18 protein-coding genes, 1 other RNA gene and 1 other annotated feature are annotated in these 19,227 nt (G+C 34.3%); of the genes, 18 read left to right on the forward strand and 1 reads right to left on the reverse strand.

The genetic code is table 11. The features are described from left to right. Positions 1-53: 53 nt before the first annotated feature. Complete coding sequence (dtd, locus tag MHI39_RS09035) at positions 54-491, forward strand: D-aminoacyl-tRNA deacylase (RefSeq protein WP_058002068.1); 438 nt, start codon at positions 54-56, stop codon at positions 489-491. A gap of 73 nt (positions 492-564) precedes the next feature. On the opposite strand, the gene MHI39_RS09040 is transcribed toward dtd, so the two are convergent. After that, positions 565-1,839 carry an N-acetylmuramoyl-L-alanine amidase gene (locus MHI39_RS09040; RefSeq protein WP_158022168.1) on the reverse strand — a complete coding sequence of 425 codons (1,275 nt, stop codon included), beginning with the start codon at positions 1,837-1,839 and terminating at the stop codon, positions 565-567. Positions 1,840-2,165: 326 nt separating this feature from the next. Here MHI39_RS09040 and MHI39_RS09045 point away from each other — a divergent pair, with 326 nt between their 5' ends. The 17 genes from MHI39_RS09045 (at position 2,166) to MHI39_RS09125 (ending at position 19,109) form a co-directional block, all read left to right on the forward strand. Continuing rightward, positions 2,166-2,342 carry a hypothetical protein gene (locus tag MHI39_RS09045; protein ID WP_169846956.1) on the forward strand — a complete coding sequence of 59 codons (177 nt, stop codon included), beginning with the start codon at positions 2,166-2,168 and terminating at the stop codon, positions 2,340-2,342. 62 nt (positions 2,343-2,404) lie between these two features. Beyond that, positions 2,405-2,633: a binding site (T-box leader), on the forward strand. 102 nt (positions 2,634-2,735) lie between these two features. After that, positions 2,736-4,007 (forward strand): histidine--tRNA ligase, encoded by a 1,272-nt coding sequence (hisS, locus tag MHI39_RS09050; protein WP_216385747.1) that lies wholly within the window; start codon positions 2,736-2,738, stop codon positions 4,005-4,007. Positions 4,008-4,020: 13 nt separating this feature from the next. Beyond that, a complete protein-coding gene (aspS, locus tag MHI39_RS09055; protein ID WP_342541128.1) occupies positions 4,021-5,790 on the forward strand; it encodes an aspartate--tRNA ligase in 1,770 nt (589 codons plus the stop codon). Positions 5,791-5,886: 96 nt separating this feature from the next. Next, positions 5,887-6,075, forward strand: a non-coding RNA gene (gene ssrS, locus MHI39_RS09060) — 6S RNA. Between the two features lie 188 nt (positions 6,076-6,263). After that, on the forward strand, positions 6,264-7,028 hold the full coding sequence (locus MHI39_RS09065; RefSeq protein WP_058002072.1) for a tRNA threonylcarbamoyladenosine dehydratase: 765 nt from the start codon (positions 6,264-6,266) through the stop codon (positions 7,026-7,028). 142 nt (positions 7,029-7,170) lie between these two features. Continuing rightward, positions 7,171-7,311: a hypothetical protein gene (locus tag MHI39_RS09070; RefSeq protein ID WP_342541129.1), complete on the forward strand. Its 141-nt coding sequence runs from the start codon at positions 7,171-7,173 to the stop codon at positions 7,309-7,311. A 32-nt stretch (positions 7,312-7,343) separates the two neighbouring features. Next, complete coding sequence (locus MHI39_RS09075; protein ID WP_342541130.1) at positions 7,344-7,943, forward strand: hypothetical protein; 600 nt, start codon at positions 7,344-7,346, stop codon at positions 7,941-7,943. 5 nt (positions 7,944-7,948) lie between these two features. After that, the gene (locus MHI39_RS09080) at positions 7,949-8,326 is read left to right on the forward strand and encodes a GntR family transcriptional regulator (protein WP_342541131.1); all 378 of its coding nucleotides are present in this window, start codon (positions 7,949-7,951) and stop codon (positions 8,324-8,326) included. After that, positions 8,316-9,038: an ABC transporter ATP-binding protein gene (locus MHI39_RS09085; protein WP_071975012.1), complete on the forward strand. Its 723-nt coding sequence runs from the start codon at positions 8,316-8,318 to the stop codon at positions 9,036-9,038. Before MHI39_RS09080 ends, MHI39_RS09085 begins: the two co-directional genes overlap by 11 nt. Next, positions 9,035-9,958: an ABC transporter ATP-binding protein gene (locus MHI39_RS09090; protein WP_342541132.1), complete on the forward strand. Its 924-nt coding sequence runs from the start codon at positions 9,035-9,037 to the stop codon at positions 9,956-9,958. Before MHI39_RS09085 ends, MHI39_RS09090 begins: the two co-directional genes overlap by 4 nt. Then, complete coding sequence (locus MHI39_RS09095) at positions 9,951-10,904, forward strand: ABC transporter permease (RefSeq protein WP_058002077.1); 954 nt, start codon at positions 9,951-9,953, stop codon at positions 10,902-10,904. The genes MHI39_RS09090 and MHI39_RS09095 overlap by 8 nt, the downstream gene beginning before the upstream one ends. Before the next feature lie 118 nt (positions 10,905-11,022). Continuing rightward, entirely contained in the window at positions 11,023-12,303 is a 1,281-nt protein-coding gene (locus MHI39_RS09100) for a replication-associated recombination protein A (protein WP_058002078.1), read from the forward strand. A gap of 381 nt (positions 12,304-12,684) precedes the next feature. Next, on the forward strand, positions 12,685-13,104 hold the full coding sequence (locus MHI39_RS09105) for an Rrf2 family transcriptional regulator (protein ID WP_058002079.1): 420 nt from the start codon (positions 12,685-12,687) through the stop codon (positions 13,102-13,104). 212 nt (positions 13,105-13,316) lie between these two features. After that, complete coding sequence (locus MHI39_RS09110; RefSeq protein WP_259544816.1) at positions 13,317-14,465, forward strand: cysteine desulfurase family protein; 1,149 nt, start codon at positions 13,317-13,319, stop codon at positions 14,463-14,465. 9 nt (positions 14,466-14,474) lie between these two features. Further along, positions 14,475-15,590 (forward strand): tRNA 2-thiouridine(34) synthase MnmA, encoded by a 1,116-nt coding sequence (gene mnmA, locus MHI39_RS09115; RefSeq protein ID WP_251337384.1) that lies wholly within the window; start codon positions 14,475-14,477, stop codon positions 15,588-15,590. 425 nt (positions 15,591-16,015) lie between these two features. Continuing rightward, positions 16,016-16,684, forward strand: a complete 669-nt coding sequence (locus tag MHI39_RS09120) for a tetratricopeptide repeat protein (protein ID WP_259544819.1) — start codon at positions 16,016-16,018, stop codon at positions 16,682-16,684. Positions 16,685-16,709: 25 nt separating this feature from the next. After that, the gene (locus tag MHI39_RS09125) at positions 16,710-19,109 is read left to right on the forward strand and encodes an ATP-dependent RecD-like DNA helicase (protein WP_259544821.1); all 2,400 of its coding nucleotides are present in this window, start codon (positions 16,710-16,712) and stop codon (positions 19,107-19,109) included. Positions 19,110-19,227: the final 118 nt, after the last annotated feature.

Raw genomic sequence — 19,227 nt, forward strand, 5'->3', positions numbered from 1 at the left:
TTCAATAAATAGGGTGTTTTGATCGGTAGTTAGATGTAAAGGAGTCATATAGTATGAAGGTTGTATTGCAAAGAAGTAAGCAAGCCAGTGTTAAAGTGGATAGGGAAGTAGTAGGGGAAATATCCAATGGGTTTGTATTGCTAGTTGGAATTACACATGAAGATACAGAAAGAGATGCAAAATATTTAGCAGATAAAATCGTCCATTTAAGAGTTTTCGAAGATGAAAATGAAAAGATGAATTATTCTTTATTAGATGTAGGCGGTCAAATTTTATCTGTTTCCCAGTTCACATTATATGGTGATTGTCGTAAAGGAAGGCGTCCTAATTTTATGGAAGCTGCCAAGCCTGACAAAGCAGAAGAAATCTATCAACTTTTTAATCAAATGTTGAGAGATCATGGAATCTATGTAGCCACAGGGGAATTTGGAGCTATGATGGATGTTTCCTTAATCAATGATGGTCCTGTTACACTAATAATTGAAAGTTAATAAAAGGGGTGTCTAGTAAGAGGTCTGACTCTTTATTAGACATCCCTTTTACATTATTAGATACGATTAGCGATTAATTAAAATAATTGACTAGACCATTATATATTCCATCAGTCATTAATTCTTGGTACTTTTTACTGTTAATAGACGCTTCTTGAACAGGATTACTTAGATATCCTAATTCTAAAAGGACAGCAGGTTGTGTGTTTTCTCGAATGACATGAAAGTCACCAAAACGAACACCACGATTGTTCATTTCTAATATATTTGAAATTCCATTATTAATATTTTCTGCTAGTATCTTTTGATAGGAGTGATAGTAATAACTTGTATGGCCAACGACACTTTGATCATCAATACTGTCATAATGTAGACTAATAAAAGCATCTGCACGATGGATAGAAGACAGATTAACCCTTGCTGGTAGCGGCACAAAAGCATCTTTTTCTCTAGTTAAATAAACGATGGCACCGTCTTCTTTTAATTTATTTTTTAAAATTTCCGCAGTCTGTAAAGTAATATCTTTTTCAAATGTTCCACTAAATCCAATTGTACCTGAATCTCGTCCTCCATGACCTGGGTCAATAACAATGATTTTTCCCTTTAATCCTTTTTCTTTCTTTTTGTCATTGTCTTGAACTGTTTCCATTGTCGTTAATACGACCCAAGAGGCGACATATGCAAAGTTCCCGTTAGAAAGCTGAATTTTGTACCAATTATTCTTCGTTTCGACAACCGTATAGGAGTCTCCACTACTTCCTTTTCCAACAATTGGTGATGAGGTGCTCGGCTGACTTCGTAGGTTCGTTCCATTATGTATGATTGTTACGTTCAATTGTTGCGGAGTGTTCATTTCATTTTTACTATCAAACATAATATATTGGCGACTAACCCAACCTTTTTGTCCTCTATTACCAATTGAGATTTGGATCCAATCCTTTGACTCGTTCAAAATTTGAATGGCTTCACCTGCGTTTAATTTTCCAATAATGTTTCCTGAGAGATTGGGTGTAGAACGAATATTCAATCCATCAACCGTAACTATACCCTTGCTTTCCAAATGCTTCTGTTGCTCATCTACCGAAACAAGATAATCTGCAACCCAACCTTTTTTCCCGTTTTCAAGTTGAATTTCATACCAATCTTGTTTTTCCTGCAGTAATCCATATGTTTCTCCTATTTTCCCTTTATGGATGATTGGATAAGAAAGTCCAGGTCCTTCTCGAATATTGAGAATTTCTACTTCAACCTTCACAGTTGCCTCGGCTTGTACATAATAGAAGGGTTGGATTGACCCTATAGTTATGAAGACTAATAAAGTAAACAATATAAAACTTCTTTTAATCAAGCGATGAAACACCCCTTCTAGAAATCAAGTGATGAAATATGTAAAGTGTCTAATATTCAGTTCTTGAAATATTTTAAAAATCCTTTTTTTATGAAAGAAAAAAAGGTGATTGGGAAAAGATAAAAATAAGACAAGAATTGATAATTTTAATGATGTTTTGAGGCGATTCATTTTTCTTCGACGATTGAGCGGTAAAACAATTCCAAGTATAGAAAATGAATAAGTATAAGGAATTAAAGGTAACCACGATTAATTTTGCTATCGAATCATGGAAAATACTTTCGTGTTTTTTGACAGAAAAAATTAGTAATAAAGGAGTAAAAGTGATGCGATCAAATGAAAAGAGCCAGTTAGTTACAAATGGGGGAAATCAAATATTTGGCACCAATTTACATTCGTTTATTGAAAGAGAAAATCAAGCAACTTCATTAGAGCTTGCATCGGAATTTGGGTTATCATTAGGCGACGTGAAATTATTAAAAAAGAAATTAGGGAGAAATTAATTTTGCCTTGACAATACTATTACTGCCCCGTATTATTATATAAATAAAATAAAAATATTCGCATATAACCAATGATAAAGAATAGTAGTTAAGAAACACATGAAAAGAGAGGAAATGTCCAAGGCTGAAAGCATTTCTACATGCTGACTTAATGAATGAACACTTTGTAGGTTTTGCCCTGAAAGAGGTTTTTCTAGTAGGGGTAAACGTCTAGCAGGCGTTAACTGTGTTAAGTGGAAGCATTTGCTTCAATTAGGGTGGCACCACGGGAATAAAACTCTCGTCCCTTGTTTTTTAAACAAGGGACTGAGGGTTTTTTTATTTATATGAATCAATTTTATATTTTTACTGCTGAGTAAAGTCTCAGTCCTTGGACATGAAGGAGGTTTAATAATGGCTATACAAATTCCACGAGGAACCCAGGATATTTTACCTGGAGAGGTAGAAAAGTGGCAGTTTATTGAGGCTGCTGCAAGGGATCTATGCAAAAAATATCAATATAAAGAAATAAGAACCCCGATATTTGAACATACAGAGCTATTTCAAAAGGGAGTAGGCGATACGACTGATATCGTTCAAAAGGAAATGTACTCGTTTGATGATCGTGGAGGAAGAAGTTTAACCCTACGTCCTGAAGGTACGGCATCAGTGGTCCGTTCCTATACCGAAAATAAAATGTTTGGAAATCCTAGTCAGCCTGTAAAGCTATTTTATAATGGTCCAATGTTTCGCTATGAAAGACCACAGGCTGGACGATTTCGCCAATTTGTTCAATTTGGAGTAGAGGCATTAGGTAGCCAGGATCCTGCGATAGATGCAGAGGTAATTTCTTTGGCAATGGAATTATATAGTCGTCTTGGATTAAAACATTTGAAATTAGTCATTAACAGTTTAGGTGATAAAGACAGCAGAATTGCTCATAGGAATGCACTTATCAATCATTTTAAACCAAGCATTGGGGAGTTTTGTGCAGACTGCCAAAATCGACTAGAAAAGAACCCTCTAAGAATACTCGATTGTAAAAAGGATAGAGACCATGAATTAATGAAATCAGCTCCATCAATTCTTGATTATTTAAACTCTGAATCGAAAGAATACTTTGATCAAGTATTAGTGTATTTACAGGAATTAGGGATTGAGTACGAGGTTGACCCTACCCTTGTAAGGGGACTAGATTACTATAACCATACAGCATTTGAGATTATGAGTAATGCTGAGGGGTTTGGAGCTATAACAACACTATGTGGTGGTGGTCGATATAATGGACTAGTCCAGGAAATGGGTGGACCTGAAACACCAGGAATTGGATTCGCTTTAAGCATTGAGCGATTACTAGCAGCTTTAACCGTGGAGGGAGTCACACTCCCGTTTGAAGATGAAATTGATTGTTATATAGTTGCGCTAGGAAATGAAGCAAAACATAAAGCAATGATCATGCTACAACAGTTAAGAAAAGAAGGATTTTCAGCGGAAAAAGATTACCTCGACCGTAAAATGAAAGCACAATTTAAAGCAGCAGACCGTATGAAATCCAAGTATGTAGCTATTTTAGGTGAGGATGAACTAGAAAAAGGAATCACTAATTTGAAAAATATGGAAACGGGTGAACAGGTCGAGATTTCACTTGTTGATTTTATTAATGAATTTAAAAGGATCTGTAAGTAGGGGGCTAAGAAAGATGTTTGGACGTACTTATTATTGTGGAGAAGTTACAGAACAGCATATTGGTGAAACAGTTATATTAAAAGGATGGGTACAAAAGAGAAGGGATTTAGGAGGATTAATTTTTATCGATCTTCGTGACCGTTCAGGAATTGTACAAATAGTTTTCAACCCTGATTTTTCTTCAGAAGCTTTAGCAATTGCAAATAAAATTCGTTCAGAATATGTATTAGATGTTAAAGGAACGGTAGTTGCAAGGGATGAATCTACAGTCAATGAAAAATTAAAGACTGGAAAAATTGAAATCAAAGTAGAAGAAGTGACAATTATTAATGAAGCGAAAACCCCACCATTTATGATTGAGGATCAGACAGATGTGGCAGAAGATCTTCGCTTGAAATATCGTTACCTTGATTTACGTAGACCGGTTATGTTCGAAACTTTTAAAATGCGTCATGATGTTACGAAATCATTTCGTCGTTTCCTTGATGACGAAGGGTTTTTAGATGTTGAAACACCAATTTTAACGAAGAGTACTCCAGAAGGAGCACGTGATTATTTAGTTCCTAGTCGTGTACATCCTGGGGAATTTTATGCACTACCTCAATCTCCACAAATATTTAAACAATTATTAATGGTTTCTGGATTTGATAAATACTATCAAATTGCTCGTTGTTTCCGTGATGAAGATTTACGTGCTGACCGTCAGCCAGAGTTCACACAAATTGATATTGAAACAAGCTTCTATAGTCAAGAAGATATCATGGATATGACGGAAAGAATGATGTCTCGCTTAATGAAGGAAGTAAAAGGTATGGATCTTCCTACTCCATTACCAAGACTGACATATGATGAAGCAATGAGCAGATTCGGATCCGATAAACCAGATACGAGATTTGCAATGGAACTCATAAACGTTTCTGAACTTGTAAAGGATTCTGGATTTAAAGTTTTTGCAGCTGCAGTAGCTAATGGGGGGCAGGTAAAAGCCATTAATGTGAAGGGTGCAGCTAGTCAATATTCTCGAAAGGATATTGATCATTTAACAGAGTATGTTTCTCGCTATGGTGCGAAAGGATTAGCTTGGTTAAAAGTGGAAGAAGAAGGTTTGAAAGGACCAATCTCTAAATTCTTCTCTCCTGAAGAACAAGAGCAAATGAGTACTATTTTAGAAGCTGTTACAGGAGATTTATTATTATTTGTGGCAGATAAGAAATCTGTTGTCGCTGATGCATTAGGTGCACTTCGTTTAAAATTAGGAAAAGACCTTGGGTTAATTGATGAATCTAAATTTAATTTTCTCTGGGTAACAGATTGGCCATTATTCGAGTATGACGAAGAAGAAGGTCGATATTATGCAGCTCATCATCCGTTTACAATGCCAGCACGTGAAGATATAGAAAAATTAGAAACAGATCCGGTGAATGTTAAAGCACAGGCATATGATTTGGTTTTAAATGGTTATGAATTAGGTGGTGGCTCATTACGTATTTTCGAAAGAGACATCCAAGAAAAAATGTTCAAATGCCTTGGTTTCACTGAGGAGCAAGCTAGAGAACAATTTGGATTTCTTCTTGAAGCTTTCGATTACGGCACGCCACCACATGGAGGAATTGCTTTAGGTTTAGATCGAATTGTTATGTTATTAGCTGGACGTACCAATTTACGTGATACTATTGCATTTCCTAAAACGGCAAGTGCAAGCTGTTTATTAACTGAAGCACCAGGAACGGTAAGTGAACAGCAGTTACAAGATTTACATTTAGCATTAAATGTTAAAGAATAATTATGCAATGAATGATTGTCAAAATTCGTAACATTTTTCTGACTATAGTATGATTGAAAAATGAATTTTACTATGGTAAGATTTTAATCAATAAGATAAGTCCTGATGTGTACGTTCCATGTACCTATTCGTTTTGACCGAACATATTAACAATGGGAGTTTGGAGTTTTCATGTGGCATACATGCCTTATTGATAAGGACGTATAAAGCTGGAACAGAACACCCACCTGCTTTTAGAGCGGGTTCAAAACATTAGGATTTTACGACGGCATGATTGGGGCTTATCTCTCATATTAACCATTCAACCCTCTACAGATAGAGGGTTTTGTTATTGTTTAGCTTTGAGGCTTTTAGTTTCTAGTAGATTGATTTTATCTTAGGATTTGTTTATTCTTAATCAAGGAAATAAAAAAGCAAGGGGATATCTATCCCATTTTGCGATTAAGACAAAGTAGAATTTTGGAGATGATATTGTGCTTCATCAGTTTTCGAGAAATGAATTAGCAATTGGAGTAGAAGGAATTGAAAAAATTAAAAATAGTACTGTAGCGGTACTTGGTGTTGGCGGTGTAGGGTCATTTGCTGCTGAGGCCTTAGCAAGATCAGGTGTTGGTAAATTAGTGTTAGTGGATAAAGATGATGTAGATATAACGAATATCAATCGTCAGTTGCCTGCTTTATTATCAACAGTCGGCCAATCTAAAGCGGATTTAATGAAAGAAAGAATTAAAGATATAAATCCTGAATGTGAAGTAATTGCTCTGAAAATGTTTTATACTGAAGAAACCTATGAGGAATTTTTTAGTCATCAATTAGACTATGTTGTTGATGCTTCAGATACTATTGCTTATAAGATTCATTTAATAAAAGAATGTTTAAATAGAAATATAAATATTATTTCAAGTATGGGTGCTGCAAATAAAATGGATCCAACCAGATTACAAATTGCGGACATCTTTAAAACACATACCGATCCTATTGCAAAAGTTATCCGTACAAGACTTAGAAAAGACGGAATTCGTAAAGGCATTCCTGTAGTCTTCTCCGATGAAAGTCCAATTGTTATTCGTGAAGATATTAGAAAGGTTGTTGGTAATGACGATGCAGAAATAAGAAAAGCTAAAATGCCTCCGTCCTCAAATGCCTTTGTTCCATCAACCGCAGGATTATTTATGGCAAGTTATGTCATTCGGGATATTGTCAAGGATATTCCAATAAAAAGAGTAAAAGATCGATAAAAGTCGTCCTTTAGGGCGACTTTTTTTATTTGGAATAAAAAAACATTAGCTAGAAAAAATAGTAAATTTATATTGACATGTATGTATGTGTTAGTGTACTATTTTTGTAGTACACTAATACAGTGTGATGTGGAGGTACATAATGAATTCGTTAGTTGGTTTGGTAAAGAAAGATTTATTGATTTCACGATTTTTATTTATCGTCTGGTTTGCAATCAATATTTTATTTATGATTGGCTCATTTTTTTGTCTAAATACATGCATGAACCTATGGTGCCAATAGGTATATTCATCATGCTATTGGTGCTCAATACTATGTTAATTCCTGTTTTAGTATCTGCTTCTTTGAGAGTGGAAGGGAAAACTCAGTTATGGTTATATAATCCACAAAGCAGTACAAAATTGCTGCTATCAAAAATTATCACAGCCGTCAGCTATCAAGTAATCTCATTGATACTATTATTCGTTTATGGCTATATTGTTTTTAAATTTTCTATTTCTTCTACTATTAAATTGGATTCTATACTAATAAATGAATCATTTTCTGTTTCTATTTTTCTTATGGCTTTTGGTTTATATCTAACATTCTGGATTATGTTTTATTGGGCGATCTATCATTCATTAGGTAAATTTCCGAGGATTAGAAGGGTTCGTTGGTTAGTAATTGTAGTAATTTTTATTGTGTTATCAATTATGGAGGATCTAATCTTAAAAATCGACGCTTTTTCCAATCTATTAGATAAATGGCATTTTTCTATTGGCTTAAACCCTTCTTTTCAGTATAAAAACGAAACGTGGGATTTCACATTTGCAAATACAGATGTACCACTAATTCCTATTTTGATTTATATCTTCATTTCGCTCATCTTATTCGTTATCACCAGCTGGCTATTGGATAAGAAGGTTGAGGTGTAGACAGTATGACAGAAGAATTTCTTGCAACGAAGCCGATCTATTTGCAAATTGTTGAACGGATATGTCAGAAAATTATACGTGAAGAATTAAAATCAGGAGAAAAATTACCATCCGTTCGTGAAATGGCTATTCAATCTGGAGTGAATCCAAATACGATTCAACGAACATATGGGGAGTTGGAAAGAATGGATATTGTGGAAACAAGAAGAGGACAAGGTACATTTGTTACTGAAAATATAGATGTGCTTAAGCAACTAAAAGATCAAATGAAAACGGAAATTGTCGAGACCTATGTTAAAAGTATGCAGGAACTTGGTTTTACTAAAGGAGAGATGTTAGAAGGGCTTGAGCATTATTTAGGGTGGGATAAAGATGACAATTGAACTGAAGAATGTTACTAAAAAATATGGAAAAGAATTTTCTTTGAAAAATACGAGTATGACATTTGAAAAAGGAAAAATTTATGGTCTACTTGGTCCAAATGGAAGTGGTAAATCGACTACATTAAAAATGATTGGCGGTTTAGTCTATCCTAACAGTGGAGAAATTTTGGTTAATGGAAAAAAGGTAACTAGAAAAATATCGCAAACTGTCGCCTATTTAACTGAATCAGATATGTTTTATGATCCATTCACAGTTAAAGATATGATTCAATTTTATCAGTCCCAATTCAGCGATTTTAATATGGATAAAGCATTACTTCTTTTAACAGAATTAAAATTAGATCGTTCAAAAAAAATCAAACAGTTATCGAAAGGTAATCGTGGAAGATTAAAACTCGTCTTAGCTCTTGCAAGAAAAACATCTGTACTGTTACTAGATGAACCATTTTCTGGATTAGATCCGATGGTTAGAGATTCAATCGTAAAAAGTTTATTATCCTATATCGATTTTGGAGAACAAACTGTTATCATGGCAACACATGAAATTAATGAAATTGAACCATTATTAGATGAAGTTGTTGCTATTTATAATGGGAAGATTCTCGGTCATAAAAATGTGGAAGATTTAAGAGAAAAAGAAGGTTTGTCTGTCTTAAAATGGTTTAAACAAGAAATGGAGTATATTGACACGAAAGGGAGAGAGGAAAAATGAAACCAGTTGTTGAACTGAAAAATGTCACGAAAGTGATTAAAGGAAAAAAAATTATAGATAATTTAACTTTTAATATACAGGAGGGTGAAGTATTCGGATTTTTGGGTCCAAACGGTGCCGGTAAAACGACTACTATCCGAATGATAGTTGGTTTAATGAAAATTTCTTCTGGTGATATATTGGTTTGTGGAAAAAATGTAAAAAGCGAATATGAAGATGCATTGAGAAATGTTGGCGGGATTGTTGAAAATCCAGAAATGTATAAATTTCTTACGGGATATCAGAACTTAATGCAATATGCAAGGATGATTAAAGGGATTACAAAGGAAAAAATAAATGAGGTCATTGAATTGGTCGGTCTGAAAGATCGTATACACGAGAAGGTTAAAACGTATTCCCTAGGAATGAGACAACGTCTAGGCTTAGCACAAAGTTTATTGCATGAACCTAAAGTAATGATTTTAGACGAACCAACTAATGGGTTAGATCCCGCAGGAATCCGTGAAATTCGTGACCATTTAAGGAAACTAACTAAGCAAAAAGGAATGGCTGTTATTGTATCTAGCCATCTTTTATCTGAAATGGAAATGATGTGTGACCGAATTGCGATTATACAAAAAGGAAAATTAATTGATGTACAAAAGGTTCATGATTTTGTTTATGAGGATGCAAAACAAAAGTACTTTATCGAAGTAGAGTTAACTGATAATGCCAAGGAATCTTTGAAAACTATACAAGAATATTCAATTAAACAAGTAGAGACTGGAATTGAAGTGGAAATTGAAAAAAATCAAGTCCCTGAATTCATTCAGACTTTAATTCAGGCAGGAATTCGGATTTATGAAGTAAAGCCGATGTCAAAATCATTAGAAGATCGCTTTTTAGAGATCACGTCAAAGGAGGAGAAAGTACATGCTTAAACTGGTTTATAATGAATGGATTAAAATATTTAAACGTGTAGGCACATATGTAATGATCGCATTAGTTCTAATTGGTGTAATTGGAAATGGTGCTCTGACCAAATACTATGAATCTAAAGTACAGCAGCCATCAAACAAGGAATGGAGAGCAAGTATTACCCAACAAATTAAAGCTGACGAACAAAATATAAAGGATCTCCCAAAATCAGAAGTTAAAATGAAAAAACTTTATGAACAGAAGATTGAAATCAATCAATATCGTTTAGATCATAATATTCCGCCTTCAGATCAATCAAATGGTTATACTTTTATAAGTGATAATACCATGCTCATTTCATTTGTTGGTTTATTTACCATCATTATTGCCGCGGGAATTGTTGCTAGTGAATTTGGTTGGGGGACGATAAAATTATTATTAATTCGTCCGATTAATAGATGGAAAATATTATTATCAAAATATATTACCGTCCTATTATTTGGAATTCTATTACTTGCCATCCTATTTGCTTCTTCTGGAATCTTAGGGTTTATCTTATTTGGAACCGAAGGAGATCATATTCACCTTGCATATGCAAATGGCCATGTCGTCGAGCAAAATATGATCCTGTATTTGATGAAAACATATTTACTTTCTTCTTTAGATGTAATCATGCTAACAACGATGGCCTTCATGATTTCAGCTGTATTTAGAAATAGCTCATTAGCCATTGGAATATCAATTTTCTTATTACTAATGGGGGGGAATGTTACTGCCCTTATTGCAATGAAATATGAATGGGCTAAGTATATCCTGTTTGCTAATACAAATTTAATGCAATATTTTGATGGGACACCATTAGTATCAGGAATGACTCTTGGGTTTTCGATCATTATGTTACTTATATATTTTGTTATTTTTATGCTACTCGCTTTTGGTATTTTTACAAAGAGGGATGTCGCAGCGTAAGGGGAAAAAGGGATGGAGGTTCCATCCCTTTTTTTGTTTTAGAGTTTTTCGGTTTTCAATAAAAAACTTTTAAAGATATAATGATGGATAGATATATCATCATTGGAGGTTTTTGATCGTGTATGGTGAACCACTTGCGTTTAGAATGCGTCCGACGACGATTGATGAAGTTGTTGGCCAAAAAGAAATTATCGGAAAACATACAAGCTTATATAAAATGATAAAAAATGGATTTGTTCCTTCTATGCTATTATATGGTGAACCAGGAATTGGAAAGACGTCCATTGCTTATGCGATAGCGGGGACAACGGAAATTCCATTTGTTGCACTTAATGCAACTACTGCAGGTAAGAAAGATGTAGAGGCAGTCGTAGATGAGACAAGATTAACCGGAAAATTAATATTATTTCTCGATGAGATTCATCGTTTTAATAAGGCACAGCAGGATTATTTATTACCACATGTGGAAAATGGAACAATTATCTTGATCGGAGCAACAACAGAAAACCCTTTTCATGATGTAAATCCTGCGATTCGTAGTAGATGTGGACAGATTAAACAATTATCAAGACTAACAGAGGATGATATTCAAGAGCTTCTTAATCGTGCGATCCATGATAAACAAAAGGGACTAGGAGAGCTTGCCATCCAAATTACAAATGAACAAATACAAAAAATTGCAAGAGGATCTGGGGGAGATGCAAGAAAATCATTAACTTTGTTAGAATCTATTGTTTATTCATCAAATAAGGAGAATGATACGTATATTATTCAAGATGAAATCATTGACGATTTAATAGGGAAAATTGGGGTTTATGGTGATAAAAAAGGTTCCAATTTTTATAATTTGTTGTCAAGTCTTCAAAAAAGTATACGTGGAAGTGATGTAGATGCAGCCCTTTACTATCTTGCACATTTATTAGAATCAGGTGATCTGGTTGCAGTGAATCGGAGACTATTAGTTATAGCTTTTGAAGATATTGGTTTAGCAAACCCATCAGTTGGTACAAATGTATTATCCGCTATTACAGCTAGCGAGCGATTAGGCCTTCCAGAAGCAAGAATACCTCTATCTGTTGCAGTAGTGGAAATGTGTCTTTCATCAAAATCCAACTCTGCCTATAAAGCACTGGATAAAGCCATTTCAGATATTCGAGCAGGAAAAGTTGGTGAGATACCAAAACATTTACGTGATGGACATTATGCTGGGGCAAAAGTTCTTGGTCATGTTGGCTATAAATATCCCCATGATTATCCCATCGGCACTTTTGGTGGATGGGTAAAGCAGGAATATCTTCCAAGTAGTCTTGAAGGTACGAAATATTATGAACCGATTGAAGCAGGAGAAGAAAAGAGGTTAGCAGCTATTTACCGAAAACTAGAAGAATTTAAGAAATAATCCCTATAAGCTTACTGAATATATTTATGTATTTAATTATGCTATAATGGCAAAAGCTTATTATTTTATTTTGAGAAAATAAGGACAAACGTACTGTTTCTATTTATCATGAATGGAAAGTATTTAATTCTAAAAAGAAATCTCATTGAGTTTTAGTTTTATGTAAATAGATCAATTGGTTTAGTAATAAATGTTGTTAATGACATGTTATTTCGTTCTAGCATTGCATGCAGAACACTTTTTTTAGAAGGAAGCTAGTGAGCATTATGCATCTAAGTCTGACAATTGGCTCATGGTCTATCATTGTCGGATTTTTTGTTTAAGGATGTGTATGTGTAAAGTTCGTTAATAAGAAATATTGAAATAAATCGAGGTGCAGTTATGAAGATTTCAACAAAGGGCCGTTATGGTTTGACGATTATGATTGAATTAGGAAAAAGATTTGGCGAAGGTCCAACCTCTTTAAAAACCATCGCCCAAATGCATGATTTGTCAGAGCATTATCTGGAGCAATTAATTGCTCCGTTAAGAAATGCCGGGCTAGTTAAAAGTATTCGTGGGGCATATGGTGGCTACATTTTAGCTGATGATCCATCTAAAATAACGGCTGGTGATATTATTAGAGTGTTAGAGGGGCCTATCAGTCCGGTTGAAGGAATTGAGGATGAAGAACCGGTTAAGAGATCCCTTTGGATAAAAATCCGTGATGCTGTTAAGGATGTTTTAGATAATACAACTATTCAAGATCTAGTCAATTATAAAGACGAAGGCGAAACTGATTCATATATGTTCTACATTTAAATAAGGCTGTTTTATTGTATAGTTTAATGCTTTTAAAAGGTTTTACTGCCGCTTTTACTCTAATAAAGCTGTATATAGCTCTTTTCTCAGAAGAATGATGGGAGAAGATGGACATTAACCTATTTTTTTACAAGAAAAAGCGTATTTTAATAACAAATAATAGTTGAGAAAAAAGCCTAAAAAAAGATTGTTTAATTAGAGGTGGAAATAAAATGGAAAAAATTTACCTTGATCATGCGGCGACTTCACCCGTACATCCGAAAGTGATTGATAAAATGATCAATGTATTAAATCAGTCCTTCGGTAATCCTTCTAGTATTCATTCATATGGACGGAAAGCAAGGGCGTTATTAGATGAATCAAGAACTTTGATAGCACAAAGTATTCATGCACAATTTAATGAAATTGTTTTTACGAGTGGTGGTACAGAAGCCGATAATTATGCAATCATCGGTGTAGCGGAAGCAATGAAGGAAAAAGGTAAACATATTATTACGACAAAAATTGAACATCATGCTGTTTTGCATACTTGTGAATATTTAGAGAAGCAAGGTTTTGAAATAACCTATCTTGAAGTGAATGAAAAAGGACAAGTTGCAGTTGAAGAGGTAAAAGCAGCACTTCGAGATGATACAATTCTTGTGACGATTATGTATGGAAACAATGAAGTAGGAACCATACAGCCAATAAAAGAGATCGGAGAGCTTTTAAAAGACCATCAAGCTTATTTTCATACCGATGCGGTACAAGCTTATGGTGTATTAAAGATTAATGTAGAAGATCTAAATGTTGACTTACTTTCAGTATCTGCGCATAAAATTAACGGTCCAAAAGGCATCGGTTTTCTATATATTAAAACTGGTACTAAATTAGTATCAAGATTACATGGTGGAGAACAAGAATTAAAAAGACGTGCCGGCACTGAAAATATCACTTCCATTGTCGGTTTTGCGGAGGCAGTAAAAATTGCACAAGAAATGATGGATGAGAAGCAAAAATTATTTCTTCAATTTAAGCAAAAGTTCGTAGAAATTTTAGAAAAACAACAAATTGAGTACCAGATAAATGGGTTTATAGAAACAAATTCATTGCCACATTTGCTAAATATCAGTTTCCCTGGAACAGATGTAGAAGCAATGTTAGTAAATTTAGATTTAGCAGGGATTGCGGCTTCTAGTGGTTCAGCATGTACTGCAGGTTCAATTGAGCCTTCACATGTATTAGTAGCCATGTTCGGAAAAGACTCCGAGCGTTTAAGAAATTCCATTCGTTTTAGTTTTGGACTAGGTAATACACTAGATGAAATAGAAAAAGCGGCAAATGAAGTGGGAGCAATCGTGCGAAGAGTAAGTAGAAAGTAGGGAGGATACATGAAAAAGGAACCAAAAGATACAAGAGTAGTCGTAGGAATGTCAGGAGGAGTCGATTCTTCTGTTGCTGCGCTTTTACTAAAAGAACAAGGATATGATGTAATAGGAATATTTATGAAAAACTGGGATGATACGGATGAATTTGGTGTTTGTACTGCTACAGAAGATTATAATGATGTAATCCGTGTTTGTAATCAAATTGGAATCCCATATTACGCAGTAAATTTTGAAAAACAATACTGGGAAAAAGTTTTTACTTATTTCCTAGATGAATATAAAGCTGGGCGAACACCTAATCCTGATGTAATGTGCAATAAAGAAATTAAATTTAAAGCCTTTTTAGAGCATGCAATGAATCTGGGAGCAGACTATTTAGCAACAGGTCATTATGCAAGGGTTGCTTTCCAAGATGGAGAGTATAAAATGCTCCGTGGCTTGGATGAAAATAAGGATCAAACGTATTTTTTAAATCAATTGACAAACGAACAACTTGAAAAGGTGTTATTCCCGATTGGCGACATGGATAAAAAACGCGTTAGAGAAATTGCTTTAGAAGCAAATCTTGCAACAGCAAAGAAAAAAGACAGTACTGGAATTTGCTTTATTGGGGAAAGAAATTTCAAAGAATTTTTAAGTAATTATTTACCTGCTCAAAAAGGTAAAATGACCACCCTATCCGGAAAACCTATGGGTGAGCATGATGGCTTAATGTACTATACTATTGGACAAAGGCATGGTTTAGGCATTGGTGGTTCTGGTGAACCTTGGTTTGTAGTAGGAAAAGATTTGAAAGAAAATATTCTATTTGTTGAACAAGGCTTTGATCATGATTCCTTATATTCAAACTCCATAACTGCAGTAAATGTGAGTTGGGTATCTAAAAATATGAACGAAAAAGAGTTTACATGTACAGCAAAATTCCGATATCGTCAACCAGATAATAAAGTTACAGTGAAGGTATTAGCTAATAACGAAGTAGAGGTTGTCTTTGATGAACCTATTCGAGCAGTTACACCTGGACAAGCAGTTGTGTTTTACAATGGTGAAGAATGCTTAGGTGGAGGAACAATCGATAAAGTATTTAAAGAAGGTAAACAATTAATGTATGTTGGTTAATAGTGTAGGGAGTACCTCATCCATACTTTCGGATGAGGTATTTCTTTGTGAAAAAAAAGAAGAGATTTTTAATCCTAGTTTCAAGATTAATTCGTTTGGCTTTACCCTCTAATTCCTATCTCTTTCATGAGGTTATTTCATCATTGGGGTTTGACTAAGGAGCTTACTCTTACTTATAGCTCTTTTCTCAAACAGTTGTTGCTATTTTAAGTAAAGTACTAACGAATAGATCACTACATCTTTAATTTTTACTGAGAAAACCAATCTCTATAAGAACCGCTGGAATCCTTTAGGTGTAAAGGCCGGCGTTGGGCTTTCTTTTACAAGAGCAACAAACCATACGAAAACAGCCTTTCTTATGAAAAAAGCTAAATGACTATGATATAATTTCAACTAGTATAAAACTGATTCGGGGTGTAATGATTTTGGATAAAAATAAAAAAGGAATTGAATGTTTACAACAAGGAAAATTTGAGGAAGCAATCAAATATTTTAATGAAGCAATTGAAGAAAATCCCAATGATCCTGTGGCATATATCAATTTTGGAAATGTATTAATTGCTGTAAATGAAAGAGAAAAAGCAATTAGATTTTTTGAAAAAGCAATTCAATTGGATGATCATGCTTCAGCTGCTTACTATTGTTTAGGAAATGTATTGTATGAATTAGAAAATTATGAAGAGGCAGTTAAACAATTTGAAAAAGCTGAAAAGAATGGTCTACATAATAACGATATTTATTTCATGCTTGGTATGTGTTTTGTACAGTTAGGAAGTCCTAAATTGGCGATTCCATACCTACAGAGAAGTGTTGAATTGAATGATGAGGATATTGATGCAAGATTTCAATATGCACTAGCCTTGGCACAATCAGAAGTGTATGAAATGGCTGTTAAACATTTTGAAATGATTATTAATAAAGATCCTAATCATGCCGATGCTTACTATAATTTAGGTGTAGCCTATTTAGGTTATTACGAAAGTCCAGAAAAGGCAGAAACCTTTTTTAATAAAGCATTAGAAATTCAATCAGACCATGTACTAGCAGGATATGGTTTGAAAATGATTGAAAAAATGAGGGAAGCGAACAAATAATATCCCGCTAAAAAAAGGGGGGCTCATGTTGGAACAGCAAAACTCACTTGATTTATTTGCAAACGATGAAAAATATATAAGGGGACGTCATCTCGTTACCATTTTTCATAATGAACAAAATCTATACTCTGTCATAAGGATAAGGGTGGACGAAACGAATCTTGAATATAACGAAAAAGAAGCTGTAATTACAGGTCATTTTCCTAAAATACATGAGCAGGAAACGTATATTTTTTATGGAGATATGCAAGAGCATCCAAAGTTTGGTCCTCAATTTCAAGCTAAACATTTTAAAAAAGAAATACCGCAAACGAAACAAGGTATTATTACTTATTTATCAAGTGAAATATTTAGTGGGATAGGTAAAAAAACAGCGGAACGGATTGTTGAGGAGCTCGGTGAAAATGCGATCAGTAAAATCCTTGATCAGCCAACCATACTAGATAGTATCCCAAAACTACCATCTGAAAAGGCTAAGAGCTTATATGATAAATTAATTGAACATCAAGGTCTGGAACGTGTGATGATTGGTCTAAACCAATTTGGTTTTGGGCCACAAATATCAATGAAAATTTATCAAGTTTATAAAGAACAGTCATTAGAAATAATCCAAAAAAATCCCTTTCAGTTAGTTGAAGATATTGAAGGAATTGGTTTTGGCCGAGCGGATGAAATTGGTAAACAATTAGGGCTGGTAGGCAATCATCCTGATCGGATTAAAGCAGCATGTATGTATACATTGGAGCAGGAATGTCTTCAAAATGGTCATGTATACATGGATTCAGAGGATTTACTTCCTAAAGTTAAGAAATTATTGGAAGAGTCTCAACCTATTACAATCGAATATACTGATATTTCGGCTGAAATTATTAAGCTAGCTGAAGAGGGAAAATTAATTGGAGAAACCCAAAAATTATACATCCCATCCCTCTATTTTTCAGAAAAAGGCATTGTAACAAATGTACAACGTATACTTCAACAAGAGGAGTATCAAGATCAATTTCCAGAATCCGAATTTTTACTGGCATTAGGGGAACTTGAGGAAAGGATTGGAGTACAATATGCACCATCTCAAAAAGAAGCAATCCAAAAAGCATTGATGTCTCCAATGATGATATTAACTGGGGGTCCTGGAACTGGAAAAACAACTGTCATAAAGGGGATTGTTGAACTTTATGCAGAACTAAATGGGTGCTCTCTCGATCCTAAAAAGTATAATAAGGAAAACCCCTTTCCGATCGTATTGACTGCACCTACTGGAAGAGCTGCAAAAAGAATGGCGGAATCAACAGGTTTGCCGGCTATGACGATTCATCGTTTATTAGGGATGACGGGACAAGAGGATTTAGATACAGATGACGAGAAAAAGGTTGATGGTAAGCTTGTTATTGTAGATGAAATGTCTATGGTTGATACTTGGCTAGCACATCAATTGCTTAAGGCTTTACCTGATCATATACAGGTTATATTTGTAGGAGATGAAGACCAGCTTCCTTCTGTTGGACCAGGACAAGTATTAAAAGATTTATTAAGGTCTAAGGTTATCCCTACTGTACAATTGACAGATATCTATCGCCAAGAAAATGGCTCATCCATCATTGAACTCGCTCATGAAATCAAGAATGGTCATATCCCAGAGGATGTGACAAAGCAACAAAAAGATCGATCATTTATACGTTGTACCTCAGGACAAATCCCTGAAGTGATCGAGAAAGTCGTATCAAGTGCAAAAAGAAAAGGTTATACCCAAAAAGATGTACAAGTTCTCGCGCCAATGTATCGAGGACCTGCAGGGATCGATCGGTTAAATGTTTTGTTACAAGAAATTTTTAATCCGAATGATACAGGAAATCGGAAGGAAATTAGTTTTGGTGAGAGTAAATATCGAATTGGAGACAAAGTTTTACAACTTGTCAATCAACCGGAGAAACATGTCTTTAATGGTGATATAGGTGAAATCATATCGATTTTCTATGCAAAGGAAAATACGGAAAAACAAGACCTGATCCTTGTATCGTTTGATGGAATTGAGGTCACTTATTCCCGACAGGATTTTAATCAATTTACCCATGCATACTGTTGCTCAATTCACAAATCACAAGGAAGTGAATTTCCGATCGTTATCCTTCCTGTTGTAAAAAGTTATTATCGAATGCTTAGAAGAAAGTTGTTGTATACGGCAATAACGAGAAGTAAGCAATCCTTAATTATTTGTGGTGAAGAAGAAGCATTTCGGATTGGAATTGAAAGAGAAGATGATCAACAAAGGAAGACAAGTCTATATGATAAATTATGTATCCTAGAGAAAATAAACCCTCAAGAAGAAAATAAAGGTGAAATATTTATTTTTAACGAGGAAAATATGTTCAAAGTTGATCCAATGATTGGAATGGAAAATATTACACCGTATGATTTTTTAAGTTAATTAAGGAATTATTCTATGAACGAATAATGTGTTTGCGGTATAATATATTTTGGTATACGAACGGTATTCAGAAGATATACAGATAATTATTACCTTATTATTTGAAAGTGAGTGTTCG

Origin of the sequence: Heyndrickxia sp. FSL K6-6286 (assembly GCF_038630395.1) — a bacterium.
In the GTDB taxonomy this organism is placed as follows: domain Bacteria; phylum Bacillota; class Bacilli; order Bacillales; family Bacillaceae_C; genus Heyndrickxia; species Heyndrickxia oleronia.

Bases quoted from the DNA above. Each gene is read 5' to 3' on its own strand.
- dtd (WP_058002068.1), top strand. From the start codon at position 54: ATGAAGGTTGTATTGCAAAGAAGTAAGCAAGCCAGTGTTAAAGTGGAT.
- MHI39_RS09045 (WP_169846956.1), top strand. From the start codon at position 2,166: ATGCGATCAAATGAAAAGAGCCAGTTAGTTACAAATGGGGGAAATCAA.
- hisS (WP_216385747.1), top strand. From the start codon at position 2,736: ATGGCTATACAAATTCCACGAGGAACCCAGGATATTTTACCTGGAGAG.
- aspS (WP_342541128.1), top strand. From the start codon at position 4,021: ATGTTTGGACGTACTTATTATTGTGGAGAAGTTACAGAACAGCATATT.
- MHI39_RS09070 (WP_342541129.1), top strand. From the start codon at position 7,171: ATGAATTCGTTAGTTGGTTTGGTAAAGAAAGATTTATTGATTTCACGA.
- MHI39_RS09075 (WP_342541130.1), top strand. From the start codon at position 7,344: ATGTTAATTCCTGTTTTAGTATCTGCTTCTTTGAGAGTGGAAGGGAAA.
- MHI39_RS09080 (WP_342541131.1), top strand. From the start codon at position 7,949: ATGACAGAAGAATTTCTTGCAACGAAGCCGATCTATTTGCAAATTGTT.
- MHI39_RS09085 (WP_071975012.1), top strand. From the start codon at position 8,316: ATGACAATTGAACTGAAGAATGTTACTAAAAAATATGGAAAAGAATTT.
- MHI39_RS09090 (WP_342541132.1), top strand. From the start codon at position 9,035: ATGAAACCAGTTGTTGAACTGAAAAATGTCACGAAAGTGATTAAAGGA.
- MHI39_RS09095 (WP_058002077.1), top strand. From the start codon at position 9,951: ATGCTTAAACTGGTTTATAATGAATGGATTAAAATATTTAAACGTGTA.
- MHI39_RS09105 (WP_058002079.1), top strand. From the start codon at position 12,685: ATGAAGATTTCAACAAAGGGCCGTTATGGTTTGACGATTATGATTGAA.
- MHI39_RS09110 (WP_259544816.1), top strand. From the start codon at position 13,317: ATGGAAAAAATTTACCTTGATCATGCGGCGACTTCACCCGTACATCCG.
- mnmA (WP_251337384.1), top strand. From the start codon at position 14,475: ATGAAAAAGGAACCAAAAGATACAAGAGTAGTCGTAGGAATGTCAGGA.
- MHI39_RS09125 (WP_259544821.1), top strand. From the start codon at position 16,710: ATGTTGGAACAGCAAAACTCACTTGATTTATTTGCAAACGATGAAAAA.